The organism is Caenimonas soli (assembly GCF_013155545.1).
Classification (GTDB): Bacteria; Pseudomonadota; Gammaproteobacteria; order Burkholderiales; family Burkholderiaceae_C; genus Ramlibacter; species Ramlibacter soli.
Genome location: NZ_JABJVV010000002.1, coordinates 85,508 through 108,507, shown reverse-complemented (window position 1 = coordinate 108,507; position 23,000 = coordinate 85,508). Strand labels below are relative to the sequence as shown.

At 67.2% G+C, this 23,000-nt stretch carries 18 protein-coding genes; 7 read left to right on the top strand and 11 right to left on the bottom strand.

Annotation, left to right across the window (positions count from 1 at the left end; translation table 11 throughout):
• The first annotated feature begins 11 nt into the window (after nucleotides 1-11).
• The 3 genes from HNE04_RS03890 to HNE04_RS03880 are packed head-to-tail and all read left to right on the top strand — an operon-like array spanning nucleotide 12 to nucleotide 2,529.
• On the top strand, nucleotides 12-905 hold the full coding sequence (locus HNE04_RS03890) for an aldo/keto reductase (RefSeq protein ID WP_172216944.1): 894 nt from the start codon (nucleotides 12-14) through the stop codon (nucleotides 903-905).
• A gap of 3 nt (nucleotides 906-908) precedes the next feature.
• Nucleotides 909-1,505: a DUF6064 family protein gene (locus HNE04_RS03885; protein WP_172216942.1), complete on the top strand. Its 597-nt coding sequence runs from the start codon at nucleotides 909-911 to the stop codon at nucleotides 1,503-1,505.
• Between the two features lie 43 nt (nucleotides 1,506-1,548).
• The gene (locus tag HNE04_RS03880) at nucleotides 1,549-2,529 is read left to right on the top strand and encodes a hypothetical protein (protein ID WP_172216940.1); all 981 of its coding nucleotides are present in this window, start codon (nucleotides 1,549-1,551) and stop codon (nucleotides 2,527-2,529) included.
• A gap of 1 nt (nucleotide 2,530) precedes the next feature.
• Here the strand turns inward: HNE04_RS03880 and HNE04_RS03875 are convergent, their stop codons facing one another.
• From HNE04_RS03875 to HNE04_RS03860, 4 genes are read right to left on the bottom strand one after another with little or no spacing between them, the layout of a single operon-like run.
• Nucleotides 2,531-2,950, bottom strand: a complete 420-nt coding sequence (locus HNE04_RS03875) for an acyl-CoA thioesterase (protein WP_172216938.1) — start codon at nucleotides 2,948-2,950, stop codon at nucleotides 2,531-2,533.
• Between the two features lie 12 nt (nucleotides 2,951-2,962).
• A complete protein-coding gene (locus HNE04_RS03870; RefSeq protein WP_172216936.1) occupies nucleotides 2,963-3,949 on the bottom strand; it encodes a Bug family tripartite tricarboxylate transporter substrate binding protein in 987 nt (328 codons plus the stop codon).
• A gap of 23 nt (nucleotides 3,950-3,972) precedes the next feature.
• Entirely contained in the window at nucleotides 3,973-5,556 is a 1,584-nt protein-coding gene (locus HNE04_RS03865) for an indolepyruvate oxidoreductase subunit beta family protein (protein ID WP_172216934.1), read from the bottom strand.
• Between the two features lies 1 nt (nucleotide 5,557).
• The gene (locus tag HNE04_RS03860) at nucleotides 5,558-7,711 is read right to left on the bottom strand and encodes a thiamine pyrophosphate-dependent enzyme (protein WP_172216932.1); all 2,154 of its coding nucleotides are present in this window, start codon (nucleotides 7,709-7,711) and stop codon (nucleotides 5,558-5,560) included.
• A gap of 84 nt (nucleotides 7,712-7,795) precedes the next feature.
• Here HNE04_RS03860 and HNE04_RS03855 point away from each other — a divergent pair, with 84 nt between their 5' ends.
• On the top strand, nucleotides 7,796-8,695 hold the full coding sequence (locus HNE04_RS03855; RefSeq protein WP_172216930.1) for a LysR family transcriptional regulator: 900 nt from the start codon (nucleotides 7,796-7,798) through the stop codon (nucleotides 8,693-8,695).
• On the opposite strand, the gene HNE04_RS03850 is transcribed toward HNE04_RS03855, so the two are convergent.
• The 7 genes from HNE04_RS03850 to xdhA form a co-directional block, all read right to left on the bottom strand.
• A complete protein-coding gene (locus tag HNE04_RS03850; RefSeq protein WP_172216928.1) occupies nucleotides 8,685-10,061 on the bottom strand; it encodes a DUF3999 family protein in 1,377 nt (458 codons plus the stop codon). The two genes, HNE04_RS03855 and HNE04_RS03850, sit on opposite strands and share 11 nt — an antisense overlap.
• A complete protein-coding gene (locus tag HNE04_RS03845) occupies nucleotides 10,058-12,856 on the bottom strand; it encodes a DUF2339 domain-containing protein (RefSeq protein WP_172216926.1) in 2,799 nt (932 codons plus the stop codon). Before HNE04_RS03845 ends, HNE04_RS03850 begins: the two co-directional genes overlap by 4 nt.
• Nucleotides 12,857-12,985: 129 nt before the next feature.
• Nucleotides 12,986-13,135 carry a hypothetical protein gene (locus HNE04_RS03840; RefSeq protein ID WP_172216924.1) on the bottom strand — a complete coding sequence of 50 codons (150 nt, stop codon included), beginning with the start codon at nucleotides 13,133-13,135 and terminating at the stop codon, nucleotides 12,986-12,988.
• A 153-nt stretch (nucleotides 13,136-13,288) separates the two neighbouring features.
• The gene (locus tag HNE04_RS03835; RefSeq protein WP_235964764.1) at nucleotides 13,289-14,311 is read right to left on the bottom strand and encodes an SIS domain-containing protein; all 1,023 of its coding nucleotides are present in this window, start codon (nucleotides 14,309-14,311) and stop codon (nucleotides 13,289-13,291) included.
• On the bottom strand, nucleotides 14,289-15,422 hold the full coding sequence (locus HNE04_RS03830) for an N-acetylglucosamine-6-phosphate deacetylase (RefSeq protein WP_172216922.1): 1,134 nt from the start codon (nucleotides 15,420-15,422) through the stop codon (nucleotides 14,289-14,291). Before HNE04_RS03830 ends, HNE04_RS03835 begins: the two co-directional genes overlap by 23 nt.
• A 27-nt stretch (nucleotides 15,423-15,449) precedes the next feature.
• Nucleotides 15,450-17,831 (bottom strand): xanthine dehydrogenase molybdopterin binding subunit, encoded by a 2,382-nt coding sequence (gene xdhB, locus HNE04_RS03825; protein ID WP_407926588.1) that lies wholly within the window; start codon nucleotides 17,829-17,831, stop codon nucleotides 15,450-15,452.
• A gap of 2 nt (nucleotides 17,832-17,833) precedes the next feature.
• Nucleotides 17,834-19,291 carry a xanthine dehydrogenase small subunit gene (gene xdhA, locus HNE04_RS03820; protein ID WP_172216918.1) on the bottom strand — a complete coding sequence of 486 codons (1,458 nt, stop codon included), beginning with the start codon at nucleotides 19,289-19,291 and terminating at the stop codon, nucleotides 17,834-17,836.
• 110 nt (nucleotides 19,292-19,401) lie between these two features.
• On the opposite strand from xdhA, the gene HNE04_RS03815 reads away from it, so the two are divergent.
• The 3 genes from HNE04_RS03815 to HNE04_RS03805 are packed head-to-tail and all read left to right on the top strand — an operon-like array spanning nucleotide 19,402 to nucleotide 22,999.
• Nucleotides 19,402-20,334 (top strand): LysR family transcriptional regulator, encoded by a 933-nt coding sequence (locus HNE04_RS03815; RefSeq protein ID WP_172216916.1) that lies wholly within the window; start codon nucleotides 19,402-19,404, stop codon nucleotides 20,332-20,334.
• Between the two features lie 15 nt (nucleotides 20,335-20,349).
• On the top strand, nucleotides 20,350-21,927 hold the full coding sequence (locus HNE04_RS03810) for an ABC transporter ATP-binding protein (RefSeq protein WP_172216914.1): 1,578 nt from the start codon (nucleotides 20,350-20,352) through the stop codon (nucleotides 21,925-21,927).
• Nucleotides 21,920-22,999 carry an ABC transporter permease gene (locus HNE04_RS03805; protein WP_172216912.1) on the top strand — a complete coding sequence of 360 codons (1,080 nt, stop codon included), beginning with the start codon at nucleotides 21,920-21,922 and terminating at the stop codon, nucleotides 22,997-22,999. The genes HNE04_RS03810 and HNE04_RS03805 overlap by 8 nt, the downstream gene beginning before the upstream one ends.
• The last annotated feature ends 1 nt before the right edge of the window (nucleotide 23,000 follow it).

The window sequence follows — 23,000 nt, the reverse complement described above, 5'->3', positions numbered from 1 at the left end:
GGGCTTGCGCCATGAAACGCCGCACGCTCCTGGCATCGCCGCTGGCCGCGGCGGCGGCATGGGCGCAGACCCCGGCGCCCGCACGGCCCGCGTCCAGGCCGATTCCCTCTTCCGGCGAAGAAATTCCCGTGATCGGGCTGGGCAGCTGGATCACCTTCAACGTCGGCAACGACCCGCCGGCGCGCGCCAATTGCGCCGAGGTGATGCGCAACTTCTTCGCGATGGGCGGGCGCCTGATCGATTCATCGCCGATGTACGGCTCCTCCCAGGGCGTGATAGGCGAAGGGCTGAAAAAGCTGGGCATGCCGCGCGGGCTGTTTTCGGCGGACAAGGTCTGGGCCTCTTCCGGCGGCGCGGCGCAGATCGAGGCATCGCGCAGGCTCTGGCAGGTCCCGCGCTTCGACCTGCTGCAGGTGCATAACCTGCTGGCCTGGCAGGAGCAGCTGCCCTTGTTGGTTTCCATGAAGGCGGCTGGGCAATTGCGTTACGTGGGCATCACCACCTCGGAGGGCAGGCGGCACCGCGAGATCGAGCAGATCATGCGCAGCCACCGCATCGATTTCGTCCAGCTCACCTACAACCCGCTCGACCGCGAGGCCGAGCAGCGGCTGCTGCCGCTGGCGCGCGAACGCGGGATCGCCGTGCTGGCGAACCGGCCGTTTCGAGAAGGAGCGCTGCTGCGCGAATTGCAGCGGTATCCCGTGCCGGCCTGGGCGCGCGAGATCGATTGCGTGAGCTGGGCCCAGCTTGTCCTGAAATTCATCGTCTCGCATCCGGCGGTCACCTGCGCCATCCCCGCCACCAGCAGCGTCGCCCATGTGCGCGAGAACATGGCCGCGGCCGGCGGGCGCATGCCCGACGAGGCCCTGCGCCAACGCATCGCCCAGCACATCGAGAAGCTCTGAGCGATGTCGGATTGGTGGACCTACCGGCTTTCCGACTTCCTGATGTTCTCGCCCACGGTTTATTGGCGCCTGGTCGAGCGCTACAACCGGGATGCCTGGCCCCTGCAGGTGTTGATGCTCGGAGTGGGGCTGTTGCTGCTGTGGCTGGCAGCCGCGAGGCCGGCCGCGGCCGGCCGTCTGGTCGCGGGCACCCTCGCGGCGATCTGGCTGTGGGTTGGCTGGGCCTTCCACCACCAGGCCTATGCCCAGATCAATTGGGTGGCCGAATACGCTGCCATTGCCTTCGCGGTCCAGGCTGTGCTGCTGGTGGGCCGGGGTGTTGTGCGCCTGCCCGGCGCTGTGCCGAGCACGCTCGCGCCGCTGCGACGCGTTGGCCTGGCGTTGGCTGTTGCCGGGATACTGGTCTATCCCTGGGCGGGCCTGTTGGCCGGACGGCCATCCGCCCAGTGGGAAGTGTTCGGCCTGATGCCGGAACCTACGGCGCTGGCGACCCTGGGGCTCTTGCTGGCTTGCGAACAACGTCGCCGCGCCTGGCTCATGGTGATTCCTCTGGTGTCGTTGTTTATCGGTTGGGCGACCCTCTGGCAATTCGGGAGCTGAACAGTTCCTTGTTAAAGTGGGGCCGTTCGCATGAGGAGCCTCAATGTCCGGGAAACCGACGCCGCCATCCGGCACCAGCCAGACCAAAGCCGCGCTCGAGCGCGCCATCGACAAGCTCGCCCGGCGCATCAAGGAATTGCGGACCTTCGATGTCGCCGCAATCGATGGGCGTTGGGATCCGGCGGTCGAGGCCCTGCAAAAGAGCGTCAACACGACGCTCGCCGATATCCTGGGCGCGGGCACGCCGGAATACAAGCAGCACGCGATTCCTGCCCTGGATTCGGGCCTTGACCCCAATTTCGGCGACCGCTTGTCGCTGGAAGAAGTACAGCAAGGTATCAAGCAGAGCATTGACGAGGCTATCGGCCAGCTGGATGCGGTCAAGAAGCTGCTCACCGACCGATTCGAAGGCAAGGTAGTCGCGGCACCGCCGCCGGCACCCGCGCCTGCGCCTGCGCCGCCCCCGGCACCGACTCCCCCGCCGACGCCGGCACCGACTCCGGCACCCACACCCGCACCTGCACCTACACCTACACCTACACCTGTACCCACACCCATGTCGACATCTGCACCCACCCCAGTTCCGTCCCCCGCCACATCGCCTGCCCCTGCGGCGCAGGGCGCTCCCGGCCGCCGCATCGCGATCCTCGGCCAGCGAGGCGGCGCCGCCGGTGAGGCGGTATCCGGGCTCGTGACACAACTCGGCCTCGAAGCGAAGCCACTGCAAGATGCGTCCGCTACCGCCGGCGGTGCCTACATCGACAGGCTGGCGGCCTTGCGCGACGTGGACTACGGCATCGTCCTGCTATCCGAAGACGATGCGTCCCTGCTGGAGATCGGGTTCCTGCTCGGTGCCATCGGCCGCGCCCGAATGTGCTTCGTCGTTGCCGGTAACCCGGCGGTCGCGCCGCACTGGGACGGTGTGGCTCGCCATGCGATCGATGACGCCGGGTTGTGGCGTCTGCTCGTGGCGCGCGAGATGCGTCAGGCGGGCCTGGACGTCGATATGAACCGCGCCGTCTGAACTATTCGCAGAGCGTGCGGATGCTGCCGGGAATCGGCAGCGCTCGAATACCGGTGGCTTCTCCTTCGCGCCGCCCGGCGAAGATGCGAACCTCGTCGCATTCCATGATGAGTTCGCCGCTCCGGTTCACCCGGTGGCGCTGCACGAAACTCTTGCCGCGCCACTCGGCGATCGAGGTGTGAATGAGCAGCACGTCGCCGTAGCTTGCAGTCTTGACGAACTTCGCGTGTGTGTCGACCAGCGGCGTGCCGATGATGCCCAGCGTTTTCTCGGTTTCGTGCCAGGGCGGTACGCCGCATTCCACGAAGAAATGCCGGGAGGCGGCATCGATCCAGCGGAAAAAATTGGGAAACCAGACGATGCGCGCCGGGTCGCAGTCGCCGAACTCGACGCGCTGGGTGTAGACAACTTCTTTTGCCATGAGTGAGGTATTTCAGTCCGCCGTTATTTTGCGTTCCTTGATGATCGCACTGAAACGCCTGGAATCTTCCGTCGCCTTGGCGCCGAACTCGGCCGGGGAAAGCGGCAGCGCCTCCCCACCTAGGGCAAAAATCCGGTCCTTCACCGCCTGGGTGCCCAGGATGCGGTTGATCTCGCGGTTCAGGCGGCTGACCACATCGGCGGGCGTGCCGGCCGGTGCGTAGAAACCGAACACCGTGTCCGCGTCGAAACCCTTGAGGCCCGCCTCATGGAGCGTGGGGACGTTGGGGAACATGGGGGAACGCTGGGGACTGCCCACCGCCAGCAGCTTGAGCTTGCCGGCCTTGACCTGTGGCAATCCGATGCCCGGGTCGAAGTAGTAATCCAGCTGGCCCGCCAGCAGGTCCTGCAACGCGGGTGCCGCGCCGCGATACGGCACGTGCAAGGCAAAGAGCCCCGCCTGGCTCTTGAACATCTCGCCGGCCAGATGGGGCGAGCTGCCGCTGCCCGGCGAGCCATAGGAAAGCTTGCCGGGGTTGGCCTTCACGTAGGCGATGAAGTCCTTGATGTTGTCGGCGGGGATGGAGGGCTTGGCCACCAGGTACACCAGCACCCGCGCGGCCGCGGCCACCGGCACCAGGTCCTTGGCCGGATTGAACGCCAGCCGCGGATAGATATGCGGATTGACTGAGACCATGCCGCCCGAGCTCATGAGCAAGGTGTAGCCGTCGGCCGGCGATTTCGCCACCACTTCGCCGCCGATATTGCCGTTGGCGCCGGCGCGGTTTTCGACCACCACCGGCTGGCCCAGCGCCTCCTGCAGCGGCAGGCCGATGGCACGCGCCAGCTGGTCGGCCGCGCCGCCCGGTGGGAAGTTCACGACGACTTTCACCGGCTTGCTGGGCCAGGCCTGGGCGAAGGCCGCGGGCGCGGCCAGGCCCATGAAGATGAGGCAACTGGCCGCGACGACGCGGCGGGTGAGCGGATGCAAGAGTTTCATGTGGGTCTCCTTCGGTTCTTGTCTTAAGCAGCGGGCTGCGAATTCAGGGGTTTGGGTTTGCGCACGAAGCGGATCGGCTGTTCCTTGACCGGCCGCGCCGGTGCGCCGTGCGCCACCAACGCCGCGTCCAGGGTTTTGCCGGCGTCGTCGGCCAGCGCCGCATCGCGCGCCGCGGCGATGGCTTGCGCGCTGGCTTCGGGCGACGGCCCTTGCGCCAGATGATCCAGCACGTGCAACAGGTTCTCCTTGCCGCGCTCATTGGTCGCGCCATAGCCCTTGATCAGGCGCCCGCACAAGGCGATCTCGTGGCCCAGCCGCCAGTGCCTGCGCGTGCCCTGGACGACCCCCGCCAGCCATTTGTCGATCATCGATTGCTCGATCGCATAACGGCTACCGCGAACCCGCAGCCACTTGAGGCTGGCCAGCACGCGCAGCCCGAGCATTCCCAAGATGCTGTGTGTGCCCACCTTCAACGGCAGGGCCCAGGGCTGCTTGCCCTGGAGCACGCGCGCGCGATCCCAGCGCACGAGCCTGTCGGCCAGGGGCGCGGGCAGCAGCGCGGCGAATTCCGGAATGCCGGGCTTGAAGTGGTCGTAGACCTTGAGCAGGTCGTCCTCGCCGGCCTTGACCTCGCCCTTGACCCGCTCCCAGCGCGTGGCCCGGCTCTTCAGGTCGGCGACCCGCACGATGTCGTCGAAAGCCATCCACAGCGCCAGCCAGCGCGCCATTTCACGCGTGGTGGCGTAACTCTGGACGCCCGCAGGGTCGCTGGCGCGCTCGGCATCGAGCACTTGCTGCAGGCGCTCCAGGTAGAGATTCGCGTAAGCGGGGCCCTGGTATTCCAGCATGCGGGCATGGCCGAGGGCCAGCATGTCGTGCACCTGGACCGGAAAGGCCCCGAAAGCGGCTGTCATTGCGGGCCTGACCCGCAATCCATCTTCCCGCGCCACCATGGATGCCGGATCGAGTACGGCATGACAACCAGAAACCATGTCGTACGCCTTGGCAAACCCCCGCAAGCTGGCCTCCGCGCCTCTGCCCCCCGCCCGCACCACCGCCTCGTAGTCGCCGCGCGCAAAAGGAAACAGCCCGCTGCCGGCCACCGCGCCCAGCATCACGGCGCTCACCACCGTGCCCGCCTCCTTCGCCACGGCGCTCATGTCGAACACATGATGCCGGCGGCTGAACTGCTGCACCACCTTCATCAGCTCGGCGCTGTCGGTCCGGCCGTCGGCGAGCTGCATGCGCTCCGCGGTGGTGAAGGTCCGACTCGACGAGGAGATGACCAGCGTGCGATCCGGCGAGCTCATGCCGTTGCCGATCTGGCGCGTGGTTTCCAGCAGCTCCGACGACACCATGGCGTTGAGCGCGCCCGGCACCGGATTGAGGCTGAATACCGGGCGCTTGCCGCCGAGCTGTGCCAGCGGCACCGGGAACACCTCGACGTAGTAGGTCGTGGCGCCGGTGCGTTGCGCCACGCCGGGGATCGAGGTGCTTTGCACCGCGTAGCCGGCATGGTGCGCGGTCTCGACCAGCCATTCGGTGAGGACGCCGCCGCCTTCGCCGCCCAGGGCGCAGATCAGGAGTGAAATGGGAGCTTGGTTCATATCAGGCAGGGCGCAAGGCATTGACGACGGCACCACGCAGGGAAGCCAGCAGCCGCTCGTGCCACTTGGGGTTCTGGACCACCTCGGCGCGATAAAAGGAAGGGCACAGGGTGGCGGCATGGGCGTTCTCGCCGCACAGCCCGCAGCCCACGCAGCCGTCGATCACCACGGCCACCGGATCCACCTTCAGCGGATCGGGGTTGTCCTTGATGGTGAGGGTGGGGCATCCCGACAGGCGGATGCAGGCGTGGTCGCCATTGCAGACGTCTTCGTCGACACCGTACTTCACGCGCACCACGCGCTTGCCCTTCTTGAGCAGATTCGCGATCCAGGGCTTGACCCGGCGCTGCCGCTCGAGCTGGCACTCACCCTCGGCCACGATGACCTTCAGCCCGTTGAAGTCACTGGTAAAGGCTTCCTTCAACGTCTCGCGCATCTTCTCCACACGGTAGGTGTGCACCGTGCGCAGCCATTGCACGCCCAGGCCTTGCAGCGTGGACTCGATGGTGGTGTTGGTGTGCGTCAGGCTCTCCATCTTGTCCGCCGACATTTCCTTGGCCGCGCTGTCCGGCGTAGAGATCAGGTTCTGGGTGCCCGTGGCCGAGGAGTAGCCGTTCTTGAAGATCAGCAGCACCGCGTCGTCATTGTTGAACAGGGCGCTCTGCACGCCGGTCAGCAGGCCGTTGTGCCAGAAGCCGCCGTCGCCCATGATCGAGAGCGTGCGGCGCTGCATCATCGGCGAGACTCCGGCCCGGCTGGCCAGGCTCATGCCGTAGCCCAGGATGGAATGGCCCATGGAGAAGGGCTCGAAGGTGCCGAAGGCGTGGCAGCCGATGTCCGCCGCGATGTGGACCGGGCCGACCTCCTGCTGCGCCAGTTTGAGCGCCGAGAACACCGGCCGCTCGGGGCAACCAATGCAAAAGCTGGGAGGGCGGTTGGGCAACGGCTTGTCGAGCTGGGCTGCGACGGCTTCGCGGCGCGCGCGATTGGCGGCCAGCCAAGCCTTGGCCGATTCCGTCGCCGGGCCGGGCAGGTAGCTGGATGCAAAGAGCGACAGGCCCTGCGACAACACCTCGACGCTGTACTCGCCCGCTGGCGGCAGCAGGTCCTTGCCATGCAAGCGCGTCTGGATATCGCGCCGGCGCAGCAGGGTCGCGATCTCCTGCTCTATGTATTCGGGCTGGCCTTCCTCGACCACGATGACGCCGCGCTTGCCCACGCAGAAATCCGCCACCTGCTCGGGCACGATGGGATAGGTCACGTTGAGCACCAGCAGCGGGATGTCGCTCTGGCCGAAGGCATCGGCCAGGCCCAGCTGCTGCAGGCTGCGCATCAGCGCGTTGTACAGGCCGCCCTGCACGACGATGCCCAGGTCCTGGTGCTTGCCGGGCATGAGCTCGTTGAGCCCCTGCTCCACGATGTACTTGCGGGCGGCGGGAATGCGCTCCTCGCCCTTGAGCTTCTCGTGGCGGAAGGTCACCGGCGGATGCGCGAGCCGCATGTAGTCGAAGCCCGCCGGGTTCTCCATGAGCGCCCGGGTCGAGACCGCGGGCGGCAGATTGTTCCTGGCCTCGAAGCTGCCGCGCACGTGGCAGGCTCGGATGCGCAGCTCCAGGATGCAGGGCATGTTGGAGCTTTCGGAAAGGCGGAAGCCTTCCTCGACCATGCGCACCATCACGCCCAGGTCGGGCCGCGGGTCCAGCAGGCACATGGTGGATTTCAGCGCGTAGGCATGGGTGCGCTCCTGGATCACCGAGGCACCTTCGCCGTAGTCTTCGCCCACCACGATCAGGGCGCCGCCCTTGACGCCGGGTGAAGATAGATTGGACAGCGCGTCCGAGGCCACGTTGGTGCCGACTATCGACTTCCAGGTCACCGCGCCGCGCAGCGGGTAGTGGATCGAGGCGCCCAGCATGGCGGCCGCCGAGGCTTCGTTGGCGCAGGCTTCCACGTGCACGCCCAGCTCGTCCATGTAGGGCTTGGCCTGGACCATCACGTCCAGCAGGTGCGACACCGGCGCGCCCTGGTAGCCGCCGACATAGGCCACACCCGATTGCAGCAAAGCCTTGGTGATCGCCAGGATGCCCTCGCCATGGAAGGTCTGTCCCGCGCCCAGGCGCAAGGATTCGATTTCCTTGCCAAATGAAACTTCCAAGAGGGTCTCCGGTGGTGAGGCCGCAGTTTCGGGGGCGCGGCATCATAAATCAATAAAATGAGACGACTAAGCGGTATTAACAGAATGCATATCAACGACATCGACCTCAACCTGCTGCGGCTGTTCGATGCCGTGTACCGCACCCGCAACGTGAGCCGCGCGGCGGAATTGCTCGACCTGACGCAGCCCGCGGCCAGCCAGGGACTGACGAGGCTGCGGGCCCTGATCCATGACCCCTTGTTCATGCGCGCCAGCGGCGGGGTCCAGCCCACACCGAAAGCCAACCGCCTGGCCGACCCGATACGCTTGGCGCTGGTCACCATCGAGCAGGCGCTGAGCGAATCGGTCGGGTTCGAGCCGCTGCAGTCGCGCCGCAGCTTTCGCATCCACATGAGCGACATCGGGGAAGGGCGCTTCCTGCCGGAGCTGATGAAGATGCTGCGCCAGCGGGCGCCCAATGTGCGGCTGGAGACCATGCCGCTGCCGCGCGCCGAAATCACCGATGCCCTCGACAGCGGCAGGATAGACCTGGCTTTCGGCTTCCTGCCGATGGTCAAGGACACCCAGCGGGCCCAATTGCTCAAGGACCGCTACATCGTCCTGCTGCGCAAGGGCCATCCGTTCACGCGCAAGCGCCGCAGCGGCAAGGCCCAGCTGGAAGACCTGGGGCTGCTGGAGTTCGTGGCTGTGCGCACCCACGCCGATACCTTGCGCATCCTGCAGCTGCTGAACCTGGAGGACCGGCTGCGCCTGACCACGGAGCATTTCATGGTGCTGCCCTCCATCGTCCGGGCGACCGACCTGGCCGTGGTGATGCCGCGCAACATCGCCCAGGGTTTCGCCGACGAGGGCGGCTACGCCATCGTCGAGCCGCCGCTGCCCCTGCGCGACTTCGCGGTGTCGCTGCATTGGAGCAAGCGTTTCGAATCGGATCCCGGCAACCGCTGGCTGCGCCAGGCCATCGTGGAAATCTTCAAGTCTTGAGTTGCCGCAGCAGGGACCACGCCACGCCGGCGAGCAGCAGCACACCCGCAAGCAGCACACCCCACAGCACGGCGGTCTTGCCGGGCACTGCGCCGGGCCAGTACCTGGCGAGCGGTCCGGCATCCGGCTTGGTCACGATGGACGTGCCGATAGCCGCGGCAGGCAAGTCCTCGGGCTTTCGCGCCGAGCCCAGGGCGGTGGTGATCGCGGTGAGCGGCAGCGCGGCCGGCTTGCTACCTGCCAGTCCGGCGGCCAGCTGGAAGGGTACCTGGCCGGTGGCCACGAAAATCAGTTGCACCGGCTCGAACTCGGCGGTGGCCTGCAGCTGGGCGGCGGTCAGGTCCGCGCCGTTGCTCGCTTCCAGGCGCAGCCAGCGCACGCTGGCGCCGTGCAGGTCCGCCGGCGGATTGACGGATTCGCCGCCGGCATCGGCGAGGCGATAGACGACGGTTCGCGCCAGCAAGCGCCATGGCTGCGATGCGTCGTTGCGCCCGAGGATGCGCACCGGCAGCAGTGTGTTGGCGCGCGGCGTGGTGAGGGCCAGCCCCGCCAGCGGCGTGAGAAAGCCCGTCTGCAGTTCCACTGCACCTGCTCCGGCGGCATGCGGGGCCGGCAGTTCTGCGCGCTCGCGAGTGCGCGCAGGAGCGGCAGCCGCGATGACGCCTGAAACTCCAGTCAGCGACACGCCCTGCTGGCTGCCCCAATCCAGCCGGAGAAACTGCCCCTCGAGCTTGATCGGCCGCTCGAACTCCAGGGTCATATTGGCCGGCGCGCCCTCGCCCTCGAAGCGATACAGGCGGCCGCGCACCGCTTGCGTATTCCATTGCGACAAATCGGGGCTGGTAGACACCGACAGGGCCACCGGCGTGTTCGGTGGCACAGTGCCCTGTACCACGAGCCCGCTGAGCGTCTGCTCCTCCTTCTTGGTGGCGAACAGGGCCGAATTGAGTCGCGGCGCGTTGGGGACTTCCGAGCCGCTCATATGCACCCAGACCGAGCGCTGCCCGTCCTCCTGGATGCGCACTTGCGTCGAACCCTTGGGCTGCCGGGTGCCGGCTGCGGTGCTGTACAGCGGCAGCGCCGGATAGCTGCGTGTGGTGGCCAAGGGAGCCGGCGGGGTTTTGGGGGAAGCCATGATCGCGAAGGCGACGGCCTCGCCCGCGCCGTTGAAGACCCGGATGTCGCGGGCGTCGCTGCTTTGCAACTGCACCAGTGCCTGCGCCGGTAGGCTCACCCGTGCCATGCTGGTCCCAGCCGGCAGCTCCAGTGACGCGCGCCAGGCGAAGTCCAACGGCGCCGGCGCGCCGGCATGGCAGAGGCCGGCGCACAGCATCAGGCCCGCAGTGGCCGCTGCGAAATGGCTCATGGTCGCGCTCCCTGCAACGTTTCGTCGCTACGGCGCGCCACCGGCGGCAGGGGTGCGAAGTAGCCGACCACCAGCATGAGAATACCCACCGCGATGAACACGAAGATCCGCTCCGAGCCGCCGCGGTTGGACAGGTCGATGACGAACAGCTTGAGCACGGTGAGGCCGAGCAGGCCGGCGCCCAGCATCCACGCCGCGCGCAGGCCGCGCCGGTGCGAGCCCACCATCAGCCCCAGCGCCATCAGCGTCCACAGGATCGAGTAGCCGGCCTGCACCAGGAACGAATCGAACAGGCGGCTGCCGTCCCACGGGATGCCTGCGTAGTGATGGGCCACCCTGAGCCAGACGGTGTTGATGGCGATGAAGCCGATGGCGGCGAGCGCCAGCAACCAGCGCGTGTCGCGGGCCATGGCCGGCACCCCCAGCTCGCTCTGGCGCAGGCGTGTGAGCCAGGCGGCGCAGGCGCCCAGGCCGAGCGCGATGGCCAGGTCCGTGGGGTTGAGGAGGGGAACGTAGGGCAGCGGCTTGGCATTGCCGTCCGAATGCACGGCCACCAGCAGGCAGGCCAGCGCGACGGCAAATACCAGGGGAGCGGCCGCCAGCCACAGGTAGGCGCGGCCATAGCGGTTCAAGGGCCAGGGCCCGCCCTCACGCGCTGCCGCGAACCAGGCGCGGCGCGACAGCAGCAGCAAGACCACGATGGCGGACACCAGCAGGATCACCGTGGCCCAGGCGGTTTGCCAGAGCTTGGCCTGGCCAACGGCGAACACCAGGAGATTGCCTACCAGCAGGACCAGCAGCCACACGCCGCCGGCATGCACCCAGGGCCACCAGCGCTGGGGCGGGCCGGCATCCAGCCGGCGCAGCATCACGAGATGCATGAGCAGCACCAGCGGCCATGAAATCCAGCCCCCTGACTTGAACACATGATCCAGGGTCAGCACGCCGAACAGTGCGGTGATCACCATCACCGGCAGCACGGTGTACGCGGGCGTGGCCGCGATGGGCCAGGGGCGCTGCCGCGCGGGCAAAGCGAGATGGTGCAGGGCGAATGCGCTGCCCACCCAGGCCAACAGATGCAGGTGCAGGCGCGCCGCGGCGTCGAAGACCGGCACCGCGATGCCCTGGGCGTCCAGCGGCATGCGTTCGATCTCGCTGTTGAGGGCGTACTGCAACCACAGGAAACCGAGCCAGAAGAGGAAGGGCGACAGGCCATGCTCCAGCCTGGCGAACGCGCCTGCCATTCCTTCGCGCGCATCCGCCGCCGGATCGCGCGACCAATGGGCAATGCCGAAGGCGGCGAGAGCCAGCATCAGGCCGCCGATGAAGGCGGGATGGGCAAAGGGCCATTGCGCGGCCAAGCTGCTGGCATGTGATTCCAGGAAGGCGACGGCGGCCAGGCCTTGCAAGGCCAGCCCGGCGGTGCGGGCCAGCCAGCGGCCCTGGCGCCGGCCCATCCAGAACACGGCCGCGCCTTCGATGGCCCAGACTGCGGAGGTCCAGCGCGCGTCCAGCGCCAGCGGCACGGCCAGCGTGACAAAGCCCAGGCCCAGGGCGGCAAAGCATTCGGCCAGCCAGCGATGCACCTCCCCTCGGCCGCTGGTGCGGCGTGCCATCCACCAACCCAGCCCCAGGTACAGGGCGCCCATTGCCAGCGACGAAAACGCCGTGGCGTATTCATAAGGACGCACCAGCGCGGCCTGCAGGCTGAAGGCGACGATGGGCGTGCCGAAGATCAGGGTCGCATCCACCGCCTTCTTGGGATCCTGCGAATGGCGCAGCGCGTAGAGCAGGCTGGCCACCAGGTACACCAGGAAAAAGGCGATCAGGAACGGCTCGGTCGTGTCGAAGTGTTCGGGGCGGTACTTCAGCACGCCCCACAGGGTTGCCACGCCGAAGGTGGCGAAAAAGCCCAGCAGGTTGAGCGGCCTCCAGGCCTTGGCCCAGGCCAGGCCGGCGATGGCGACGCCGAGCAGCAGGTAGTAGGAGAACAAGCCGACGTGGTTGCCCTGGCCGGTGGAAACCAGGATCGGCGCGGCGAAGCCGCCGGCAAATCCGATGAAGGCCATGGGCATCGCGTTCTGTGCCACCGCGATCACGGCCGCGAAAGCGCAGACCAGGCCCAGCGCCGCGAAAGCGGCGCCGGCCGGAAGGAATTGGTAGAGCCGGAAGGCCGCGAACACCGTGAGGTAGAGCACAGCGATGCCGGCGCCCTGCAGCGTCAGCGCGTAGGCCAGTTTGTCGGGTGCTTTGCCGCGCAAACGGAAGCCGCCCGCGAACAGCGCGATGCCGGCGGCACCGATGGCGGCCAGCCGGAGTTCGGGCGGCAGCAGTGCATTGTCGATGGCGAATTTCGCCAGGAAGGCAAGGCCGACGAACAGCACCAGCACACCCATGCGCACGACGGTGTTGCCGCCGAAAAGCCAGGCGCGGGTCCGGCCGAAAGCGACGGTGACGAGATCGGGTTTCCACGGCTTCGGAGGCCGGGCAGGGGCTTGCCGTGGTGGTTCGGTGGCGGGGGCTGCGGCGGCTGAGGCGGTGGGGACCGGCAGCGGTTGCGGCAGGGTGGCCTGGAAGTCCTCGTCCGCCGGTGCGTCAACCCGGGGCGCAGCCGCAACGGGCGCAGCGGCCGGTTTTGCGGCCAGGGCGGCCTTGATTTCCGCGCGTATGGCCCGGCGCAAGCCGAGGCCGGCCAGGGCGCCGAGCACGATGCCGACCAGCAGGTGAAACTCCCAGTCGTGCCCGCGCCATAACAGGCCGAGAACCCCTCCGCACATCGCTCCCCACAGCACCATGGTGAACCCCTCTCGCCGGAACGGCGGCAGCCGAATATGCCAGGCATCGCATACGTGGCTGCCCGTGCACGGGGACAGTATAAGTAGGTGCTACCGGCGGTGTCGCGCCGGTGCTCTGCCGGGCCCTGCTCAGGCGAACATGCGCTGGGCCTTGTCGGCCAGCTCTTTTTGCCTGAGCATGATCCGGGGCAGATCAGGGTGCAGGGGGTTGATTTCGCGCATCGCCCAGCTGTAGAACGCCTGCGCGATCATGACGTGGATGAGGTTCAGAATCTTCATTCGACCTATGGTGCCGATGCCAGCGGCTGGGCTTGTAGGCGCCTGGCTCATGCATTTGCGGCTTTTTTCGACACGTCGTGTCGGACGGCATGATCGTTCAATGCCCAAAGCAATACCCAGGCGGATTTGGCGCTGTTGAGCAAAAACCCCGCCTCATTGAGTTCGGGTCACCTTGTTCAGGTGGCGCGGCCGGTCCGGGTCCAGGCCCCGGGCGCGGGACAGCGCCTCCACCAGGGGGTAGAAGCTCTGGATCATGGAAATCGCGTCGAGGTCTTCCGACCCGGTCTCCACGATAGGCAAGCTGCTGCCGGGCGTGCCGGCCGGAGCCGCCACCAGCACGCGGCCACCCCGCGCGCGCATGGCTTCCGCCAGCGCCAGCAGTCCGGCCTGGGCCGGGCCGCGCGGCGCGAACACCAGCAGCGGGTAGCCTTCCTCGATCAGGGCCATGGGGCCGTGCTGGACCTCGGCGCCGGAAAACGCCTCGGCCTGGATGCCGCAGGTCTCCTTGAACTTGAGCGCTGCTTCCAGCGCCACCGGCAGCCCCAGGCCGCGCGCGATGACCAGCAGGCGGTCGGCGTTGTGCAGATCGGCCAGCGCCGCGGACCAGTCGGTTTGCGCAGCGCGGGTCAACGCCTCGGGCAGCGCCGCTATCGCCGCTTGCAGGGCCGCGTCGTCCTGCCAGGCAGCCAGCAGTCGGGCTCCGGCGACCATCTGGGCGATGAAGCTCTTGGTTGCCGCGACACTGGCTTCGCTGCCGGCATGCAGGGGAAACGTCCATTGCGACGCCCGTGCCAGTGGCGAGCCGGCGTCGTTGACGAAGGCGGCCGTGATCGCGCCGCCATTACGGAAGTAGCGGGTGGGCTCGACCAGGTCGGGGCTCTGTCCGGACTGCGAAAAGGCCAGGGTGGCCAGGCCCTGGCAGGCGATCTTCGACTGGTAGAGCGTGACCAGCGACATGGGCAATGAGGTCACGAGCCGGCCCAGCCGCGCCATGATGAGGTACGCCGCATAGTGGGCCGCGTGGTCCGAGCTGCCCCGTGCCACCGTCAGCACCGAGCTGGGCGGCTGTTTGCGCAGCAGGGCGCCAAAGTCGCGGTAGGCGGCGTGGTCCTGGGCGAGCTGGTGCGCTACGGTGGCTGGAGCTTCGCGCGCCTCAAGCAGCATGCGCGAGGTCAATCGACGCTCCTTCGACGAACACGTCTTTCAGCTTCAGGTCGCGATCGAGCACCACCGCATCGGCCCAGGCGCCCGGCGCCAGCCGGCCGCGATCGGGCAGGCCGAGGTAGTCGGCGGCATGGGTGGACAGGCGCATCGACGCCTCGGCGAGATCCAGGCCCAGGTCGTTGGCCAGGTTGCGCAGGGCCTGGTCCATGGTCAGCGTGGAGCCGGCCAGGGTGCCGTCGGCCAGCCGCACGCCACCCAGGCATTTGGTGACGGCCTGGCGGCCCAGCCGGTACTCGCCGTCGGGCATGCCGGTCGCGGAGGTCGAGTCGGTGACGCAATAGAGGCAGGGAATGGCGCGCAGGGCCACCCGCATCGCGCCGGGGTGCACATGCAGCAGGTCCGGGATGATCTCGGCGTACCGCGCATGGGCCAGCGCCGCACCGGCCATGCCGGGGGCGCGATGGTGCATGCCGGTCATGGCGTTGAACAGGTGGGTGAAGCCGCGCGCGCCATGGGCCAGGGCCTGCACGCCGTCTTCGTAGCTACCCAGTGTGTGGCCGACCTGGACGATGTAGCCCGCTGCGACCAGGGCCTTGATGTCTTCCAGGTTTTGCGCCACCTCCGGCGCCAGCGTGATGAGCCGGATCGGCGCCACCGCATTCAGGCGCGCCAGTTCTTCCAGTGAAACCGGCCGCGTGAAATCGGGTTGCGCGCCCAGCTTGCCGGCGTTGATGTAAGGCCCTTCCAGGTGCACGCCCAGCACCCGCGCAGCGCGCGGCGCGCGCTCGGCACACGCCGAACGCAGGCCCGCGAACGCGGCTTCCAGGTCGGCCGCCGGCGCTGTCATGGTGGTGGCCAGCAAGGCCGTGGTGCCGTGGGCGGCGTGGCACGCGGCCACCTTCAGGGCGGCATCGCCGCCTTCCATGATGTCGTGCCCGCCGCCGCCGTGCACGTGCAGGTCGACGAAGCCGGGCAGCACCATGGGAAGCGCTGAATCGCGCACCGCACCGGCGCTGACCGACGAGCCGCTGATGCCACGAACGCGGCCGGCATCGTCGAAGGCGATCGTTCCGTCGACGAAGCCTTGGGGGCCCAGGATATGTCCGCGAAGTGTCCTGCTCATGCCCCGCAGTATCCACCTTTGGGCTGCTTAACGCCGCATCGCCTTGAGCACATTCTCCGCCGTCGCCGGCGCTTCCATCTGCACCGCCCCGCCCGTCGCCGTCGCGGCCGCATCGCGCAGCGCCTCCCAGACGCTGATCGCCAGCATGAAGGGCGGTTCGCCCACGGCCTTGCTGCCGAACACGTTGTCTTCGCGGTTCGGCTCGGGCCAGAGCTCGATCTTGAAATGCTCCGGCACGTCGCCCGTGGCGGGGATCTTGTAGGTGCTGGGTGCATGCGTGGACAAGTAGCCCTTGTCGTTCCACACCAGCTGCTCGGTCGTGAGCCAGCCCATCCCCTGGATGAAACCGCCCTCGATCTGGCCGATGTCGATGGCCGGGTTGATGGGCGTGCCCACGTCGTGCAGGATGTCCACCTTCAGCAACCGGCTTTCGCCGGTGAGCGTGTCGATCGCGACTTCGCTGCAGGCGGCGCCATAGCTGAAGTAGTAGAAGGGGCGGCCGGTCAGCGTCACCTTGTCGTAGTGGATCTTCGGCGTCCGGTAGAAACCGTCGCTCCACAACTGGATGCGGTTGGCATAGGCGGCTTTCACCACCTCGTCGAAGGAGCGCGTGTTCTTGGGCGAGATCACCTGCCCGCGCGAAAAACTCACCGCGCCGGCGCCGCAGCCGTCCAGTCCGCTGACAAAGGCGGCCAGGTTGTCGCGCACGTTGCGGGCCGCGTATTGCGCCGCCCGGCCATTCAGGTCGGTGCCGCTGGAGGCCGCGGTGGCGGACGCATTCGGCACCTTGCTGGTGTCGGCCGCCGTGGAGCGCACACGTTCGAACGGCACGCCCAACTCGTTGGCGACGATCTGCGCCACCTTGGTGTTCAGCCCCTGCCCCATCTCGGTGCCGCCGTGATTCACCTGCACGCTGCCGTCGGTGTACACGTGGACCAGCGCCCCCGCCTGGTTGAAGAAGGTTGCGGTGAAGCTGATACCGAACTTGACGGGCGTGATGGCGATGCCGCGCTTGATGACGGGGCTCTGGGCGTTCCAGGCGGCGATGGCTTCGCGCCGCTGCCGGTACCCGGAGCTGCGCTCCAGCTGCGTCATCAGCGGCTGCAGGATGTTGTCCTCGACCTTCATCTGGTAATGAGTCACGTTGCGATCCTCCACGCCGTAGAGGTTGCGCATGCGCACGTCCAGCGGGTCCAGGCCAAGCCGGCGCGCGACGTCGCCCAGGATGGTCTCGATCACGATCACGCCCTGCGGCCCGCCGAAGCCGCGGAAGGCCGTGTGGCTCTGGGTGTTGGTCTTGCAGCGGTAGGACGCTATCTCGACGTCGCTGAGGAAGTACGCGTTGTCGGTGTGGAAGATCGCCCGGTCGGCCACCGGTCCGGACAGGTCGGCCGAGAAGCCGCAGTTGGCCAGCATGGTGAGCTTGAGGGCGGTGATGAGTCCGGTGTCGTCGAAGCCCACGCTGTAGTCATAGGCGAAGGGGTGGCGCTTGCCGGTGATCATGAAGTCGTCGTCGCGGTCCAGCCTCAGCTTGACCGGGCGCTTGCACTTGCGCGCGGCCAGCGCCGCCCACACGGCCAGATGGCCGGCCTGCGTTTCCTTGCCGCCAAAGCCGCCGCCCATGCGCCGGCACTCCACCGTGACGGCGTTGTTCTCCAGCCCCAGCGCGTGCGCCACCCAGTGCTGGATTTCGCCCGGGTGCTGGGTGCTGGAATAGATCCACCACTGGTCCTGCTCGAGCGGCAGGACATACGCGACCTGGCCTTCCAGGTAGAAGTGTTCCTGGCCGCCGACTTCGAGCTGCCCGTCCAGGCGATGCGGTGATCGCGCCAGCGCCGCATCGGGCTCGCCGCGGCGCACGGTCACCGGCGGCAGCACATAGCTTTGAACCGAATGAGCTTCGCGCGGCGACAGCACGGCATGCAGCGGCTCGATCTTGAGCTGCACCTTGCGCGCCGCACGGCGGGCCTGCATGACCGTATCGGCGACGACCACGCCCACGACCTGGCCGATATGTTCCACCTTGTCCACCGCGAAGATGGGTTCGTCATGGACGTAGGTGGCGAGCATGGGATCGCCCGGAATGTCCTGCGACAGCACCACGCCGCGCACGCCGGGCATGGCCAGTGCCGCGCGGGTGTCCACGCCGAGCAGCCGGCCATGGGCGACGGTCGAGAGGATGGGCGCCGCGTGCAGCGTCCCCTTCACCTCGGGGATGTCGTCGACGTAGCTCGCCGTCCCGGCAACCTGGGCGCGGGCGCTTTCATGGGGGCGCGAAACCCCCGCCGCCGGACCGGGTGAGGGCCTGGCGTGGGGCGACACCGTACCCGGTGCGAAGTTGCGTTCGCCGGCATCGGCGGCGCCGCCCGGGCCGCCGCCGGTGCGGGCAGTGAAGTCCTTGTCCCGCATGTTCATGCCGCCTCCCGCAGAGTGAAGCATTCCAGGTTGATCTGTTCCATCCCCTGGCTTTCCAGCCAGAAGCGCTGCATCAAGTTGCCCAGCACCTCGCTGCGATAAGCGGCCGACGCGCGCATGTCGGAGATCGGCTGGAACTCCGCACGCAAGGCGGCAGCGGCTTCCTGCGCGGTATCGAGCGTCCATGGTTTGTAGCGCAGGAGGGCCTCGGTCTTGACGGCCCGCACGGGCGTCGCGGCGACACCGCCCGCGCCAATCGAGATCTTCGCGACGGTGCCGTTCTCCAGCCTGAGGTTGACCACCAGGCACACGGCCGAGATGTCGTCGTCATAGCGCTTGGATATCTTGTACGCCCGCAGCTGCTCCCCGGCCGCCGGACGCGGCACCTTGATCCAAGCCAGCACCTCGTCCGGCGCCAGCAGGGTCTTGCGATAGCCGGTGTAGAAATTCTCCAGCGGCATGTCCCGGTAGCCGCGTGTGCTCATCAGGATGACATGCGCGTTGAGCGCTATCAGCAGCGGCATCGAGTCGCCGATGGGTGAGCCGTTGGCGACGTTGCCGCCCAGCGTTCCCGAGTTGCGCACCGGCAGGCCGGCGAAGCGATTGGCAAAGGTCTTGAGTTGCGGCCACTGCTCGACCAGCGCGTCGAAGGCGTCGGTCAGCGTGACGGCCGCGCCGATGGCGATGTGGTTGCCGTAGTGCTCTACGCGGCGCAGCTCCTCCACCGCGGTAACGTCGAGCACCTCACCGAACTGCATGTGCATCTTCGTCACCCACAGGCCCACGTCGGTGCAGCCGGCGACGATCTGCGCCGCGGGATGGGCGGCGCGGGCCGAAAGCAAACCCTGCAGCGTGGTCGGCGCGAGGTAGGCCCCGAGCGCCGGAGCCGGCTCGCGGCGGATCGAGTGCAACTGGTCGAGCAGGGCGGCCTCGTCGATGCGCACGGCGGGCAGCTCGGCCATTTGTTGGGCAGCGTCGAGGATGGGCCGATACCCCGTGCAGCGGCACAGGTTGCCCGACAGTTCTTCCTGCGCCAGTTCGCGTGTGATGGCCTCGCCGCGGCACACATGGTTCTGGTACATGCCGAACATGCTCATCACGAAACCCGGTGTGCAGAAGCCGCATTGCGAGCCGTGGCATTGAACCATCGCTTCCTGGGCCGGGTGCAAGGTTCCGTCCTTCGCGGCCAGGTCTTCGACGGTCCACAAAGCCATGCCGTCCACCGAATGGGCGAGCCGGATGCAGCTGTTGATCGCGCGGTAGCGGATGCCATCGCCCTCCGTCTCGCCCAGCACGACAGTGCAGGCGCCGCAGTCGCCTTCACCGCATCCTTCCTTGGTGCCGGTGCATCCCAGGTCCTCCCTCAGCACTTCCAGCAGCGTGCGGTCGGGTGGTACATTGTTCAGCGAGACAAGCTCGCCCTGGCGGATGAATCTGATCGTCTTCGATTCCATGAAAACTCAGTATGGTTGATTTGTGTGTCGCGTGAGGGTAAGTGCAAGGGTAAAGAGGCGACCGCGCTGCAACATAAGGCTCCTCATATGACAAGAATGCAGGCCCAGGTATGAGAGATCAAGCGCTTTTCGACAAGATAGACCTCCACTTGATCAGGGTCTTGCACACCGTGTTAACCGAACGCAGCGTCTCTCGAGCCGCACTCCGCCTTGGAATGCACCAGCCCGCCGTCTCAGCGGCGCTGAAGCGCCTGCGGGAGCTGTCGGGCGATCCGCTTTTGGTGCGCTCGGGCTCCGGCATGGTGCCCACGGATGCGGGCCTTCGCATGATAGAGCCCAGCGCAAGCATTTTGCGCGCCGCCGAAGTACTGTTCACCGGCGCCCGCGGCTTCGATCCCGCGCACGCAACCAATACTTTCCGCGTCGCCGCGAGCGACTATCTCGATCCGCATTTCCTGCCCCAGCTGGTGTCGCGGATCAAGTCGCAGACGCCCCTGTGCCATATCGAGATCCATCCGCTCTCGGCCGATTCCGACTATCACGCCCACCTGGCGCACGGCGACGTCGACGTGGTGGTGGGCAACTGGCTCAAGCCCCCGGAAGACCTGCACCTGGGCAAGCTGTTCGCCGACGAAGTGGTTTGCATGGTGTCCAAGGACCACCCCGCCGCGCGGCGCGGCTGGACCCAGGAAAGCTGGCTGGAGGCCGAGCACATTGCGCCCACGCCGCCGTACCCCGGCGCCCGCGGCGTGATCGACGACCACCTGGAGAGCCTGGGCCTGGTGCGCAACATCACGGCGCGCTGCCCGCACTTCGGGCTGATCCCGGGCATGGTGGCATCGAGCTTGCTGGTGATGACGACAGGACGGCAGTACTGCGAGCGCTTCGTCGATCGCCTGCCGGTGAAGATTCTCGAATGCCCCATCGATTTTCCGCAACTCATGTATTACCAGCTGTGGCATGAACGCACCCATGCGTCCGCTTCCGCCAAATGGCTGCGCGAGCAGATCAAGTCGGTGGCCGCGGCGTTGCGGAAAGAATAAAACGGAGACAAAGCAGTGAGCACCCCAAGACTTCAACTCGCGCACATCACCAAGCGCTACCCTGCGGTAGTCGCCAACAGTGATGTGTCGCTGAACGTGCAGCCCGGCGAAACCCACGCCGTGCTGGGCGAGAACGGCGCCGGCAAATCGACGCTGATGAAAATCATCTACGGCTCCGTGAAGCCCGACGAGGGCAGCGTGATGTGGAACGGCCAGCCCGTGCACATACGCAACCCGCAGGAGGCGAGGGCGCTGGGCATCAGCATGGTGTTCCAGCACTTCAGCCTGTTCGACACGCTGACCGTGGCCGAGAACGTGTGGCTGGGGCTGGCCAAGACCCTGACCCTGAACCAGGTGACGCACAGCATCACGGCCAAGGCGGCGGAGTATGGGCTGGACATCGATCCGGCGCGTCCGGTGCACACGCTGTCGGTGGGCGAGATGCAGCGGGTCGAAATCATTCGCGCCTTGCTCACCAATCCCAAGCTCTTGATCCTGGACGAGCCCACTTCGGTGCTGACGCCGCAGGCCGTGGAAAAACTGTTCGTGGTGCTGAAGAAGCTGTCGTCCGAAGGCTGCAGCATCCTCTACATCAGCCACAAGCTGCACGAGATCCGTGAGCTGTGCAGCGCGTGCACCGTGCTGCGCGGCGGCAAGGTCACGGGCGTTTGCAACCCGCAGGGCGAGACCAACGCTTCGCTCAGCCGTTTGATGATCGGCGCCGAGCCGCCGGCGCTGGAGCATCACGCACGCGCCGCCGGCGACGTGGTGCTGAAGGTGCAGGACCTGCACCTGCCGCGCGAAGACATGTTCGGTGTGGACCTCGACGGCATCAATCTCGAAGTGCGGGCGGGCGAGGTCGTCGGCATCGCCGGCGTCTCGGGCAACGGCCAGCAGGAACTGCTGTATGCGCTTTCCGGCGAAGACACGCGAGCCCCCGCTTCCTCCATCCAGGTCTTCGGCAAGCACGCCGCGCGCCTGGGTCCCGCGCCGCGGCGTGCGATGGGCGTGCACTTCGTGCCGGAAGAGCGGCTGGGCCGCGGCGCCGTGCCCACCCTCGGGCTGGCGCACAACCTCATGCTCACCCGCACCGATGCCATCGGCAAGAGCGGCTGGATCAAGGTCAAGGCCCTCGAGAAACAGGCACTGGACATCATCCGGCGCTTCAACGTCAAGGCGGGCGGTCCGCATGCGGCGGCCAAGTCGCTCTCGGGCGGCAACCTGCAGAAATTCATCGTCGGCCGCGAGATCGACGCCAAGCCCAAGCTGCTGATCGTCTCGCAGCCCACCTGGGGCGTGGACGTTGGCGCCGCCGCCCAGATCCGCGGCGAGATCCTGGCCCTGCGCGACGCCGGCTGCGCCGTGCTGGTGGTGAGCGAAGAGCTGGAAGAGCTGTTCGAGATCAGCGATCGCATGCACGTGATCGCCAAGGGGCGCTTGTCGCCTTCCATAGAGCGCGCCCGCGCCACCGTTTCGCAGATCGGCGAATGGATGAGCGGGTTGTGGGTGGTGCAACCCTTGCGCGAACCCGCCCCCACTGCCCTCAACCCCGCCCTCTCCCAGGGGGAGAGGGAGAAAGGCCAACATGCTTAAGCTCGAACCCCGTCCCCAGGCCTCTCAGTTCTGGAGCCTCGCTTCGCCCGTGCTGGCACTTGCCGTGACGGTCGTCATCGGCGTCATCCTGTTCGTGGCGCTGGGCAAGGACCCGGTCAGGGGCTTGCAGGTCTTCTTCTGGGAGCCGATCAAGTCGCCTTATGCGCTGGGCGAGCTGATGGTGAAGGCGACCCCGCTGCTGATCATCGCACTGGGCCTGGCCGTGTGCTTCCGCTCCAATGTGTGGAACATCGGGGCCGAGGGGCAGTTCGTCATCGGCGCCGTGGTCGCGGGTGGAGTGGCGCTGCTGGCGGACAAGGACACCGGCCGCTGGATCGTCGTCGCCATCATGCTGGCCGGGGTCCTGGGCGGCATGGCCTGGGCCGGCATCACGGCGCTGCTTCGAGACAAGTTCAACGCCAACGAAATCCTGGTCAGCCTGATGCTGGTTTATGTCGCCGTCCAGATACTGAACTACATGGTGTTCGGTCCCTGGAAGGACCCGGCGGGCTACAACTTCCCGCAGAGCAAGAACTTCGAGGCCGTGACGCAGATACCGCGCCTGATGCAGGGCTCGCGCATGAGCATCGGCATCCTGATCGCCATGGCGGGTGTGGCGGCGCTGTGGGTCTTCCTGTTCCGCACTCGCGCCGGTTTTGCCCAGCAGGTGGGCGGGCTGGCCCCGGCGGCGGCCCGTTATGCCGGCTTCTCCTCGCGCAAGGCGCTGTGGCTGGCCTTGCTCACCTCGGGCGGCGCGGCCGGCCTGGCCGGCGCGCTGGAAGTCGCCGGTCCCATCGGCCAGCTGACACCCTATGTGCCCGCCGGCTATGGCTTCGCCGCCATCATCGTGGCCTTCGTCGGCCGCCTGCACCCGGTGGGCATGTTCTTCTCGGCCATCCTGATGAGCATGTTCTACATCGGCGGCGAATTGGCGCAGTCCCGGCTCGGCCTGCCCAACTCGCTGACCGGCGTGTTCCAGGGCCTGCTGCTGTTCTCATTGCTCGCGTGCGACACCTTGATGGCTTATCGCATTCGTTTCGTTGCCCCACCGGCTCTGAAGGGAGCGAACTGAC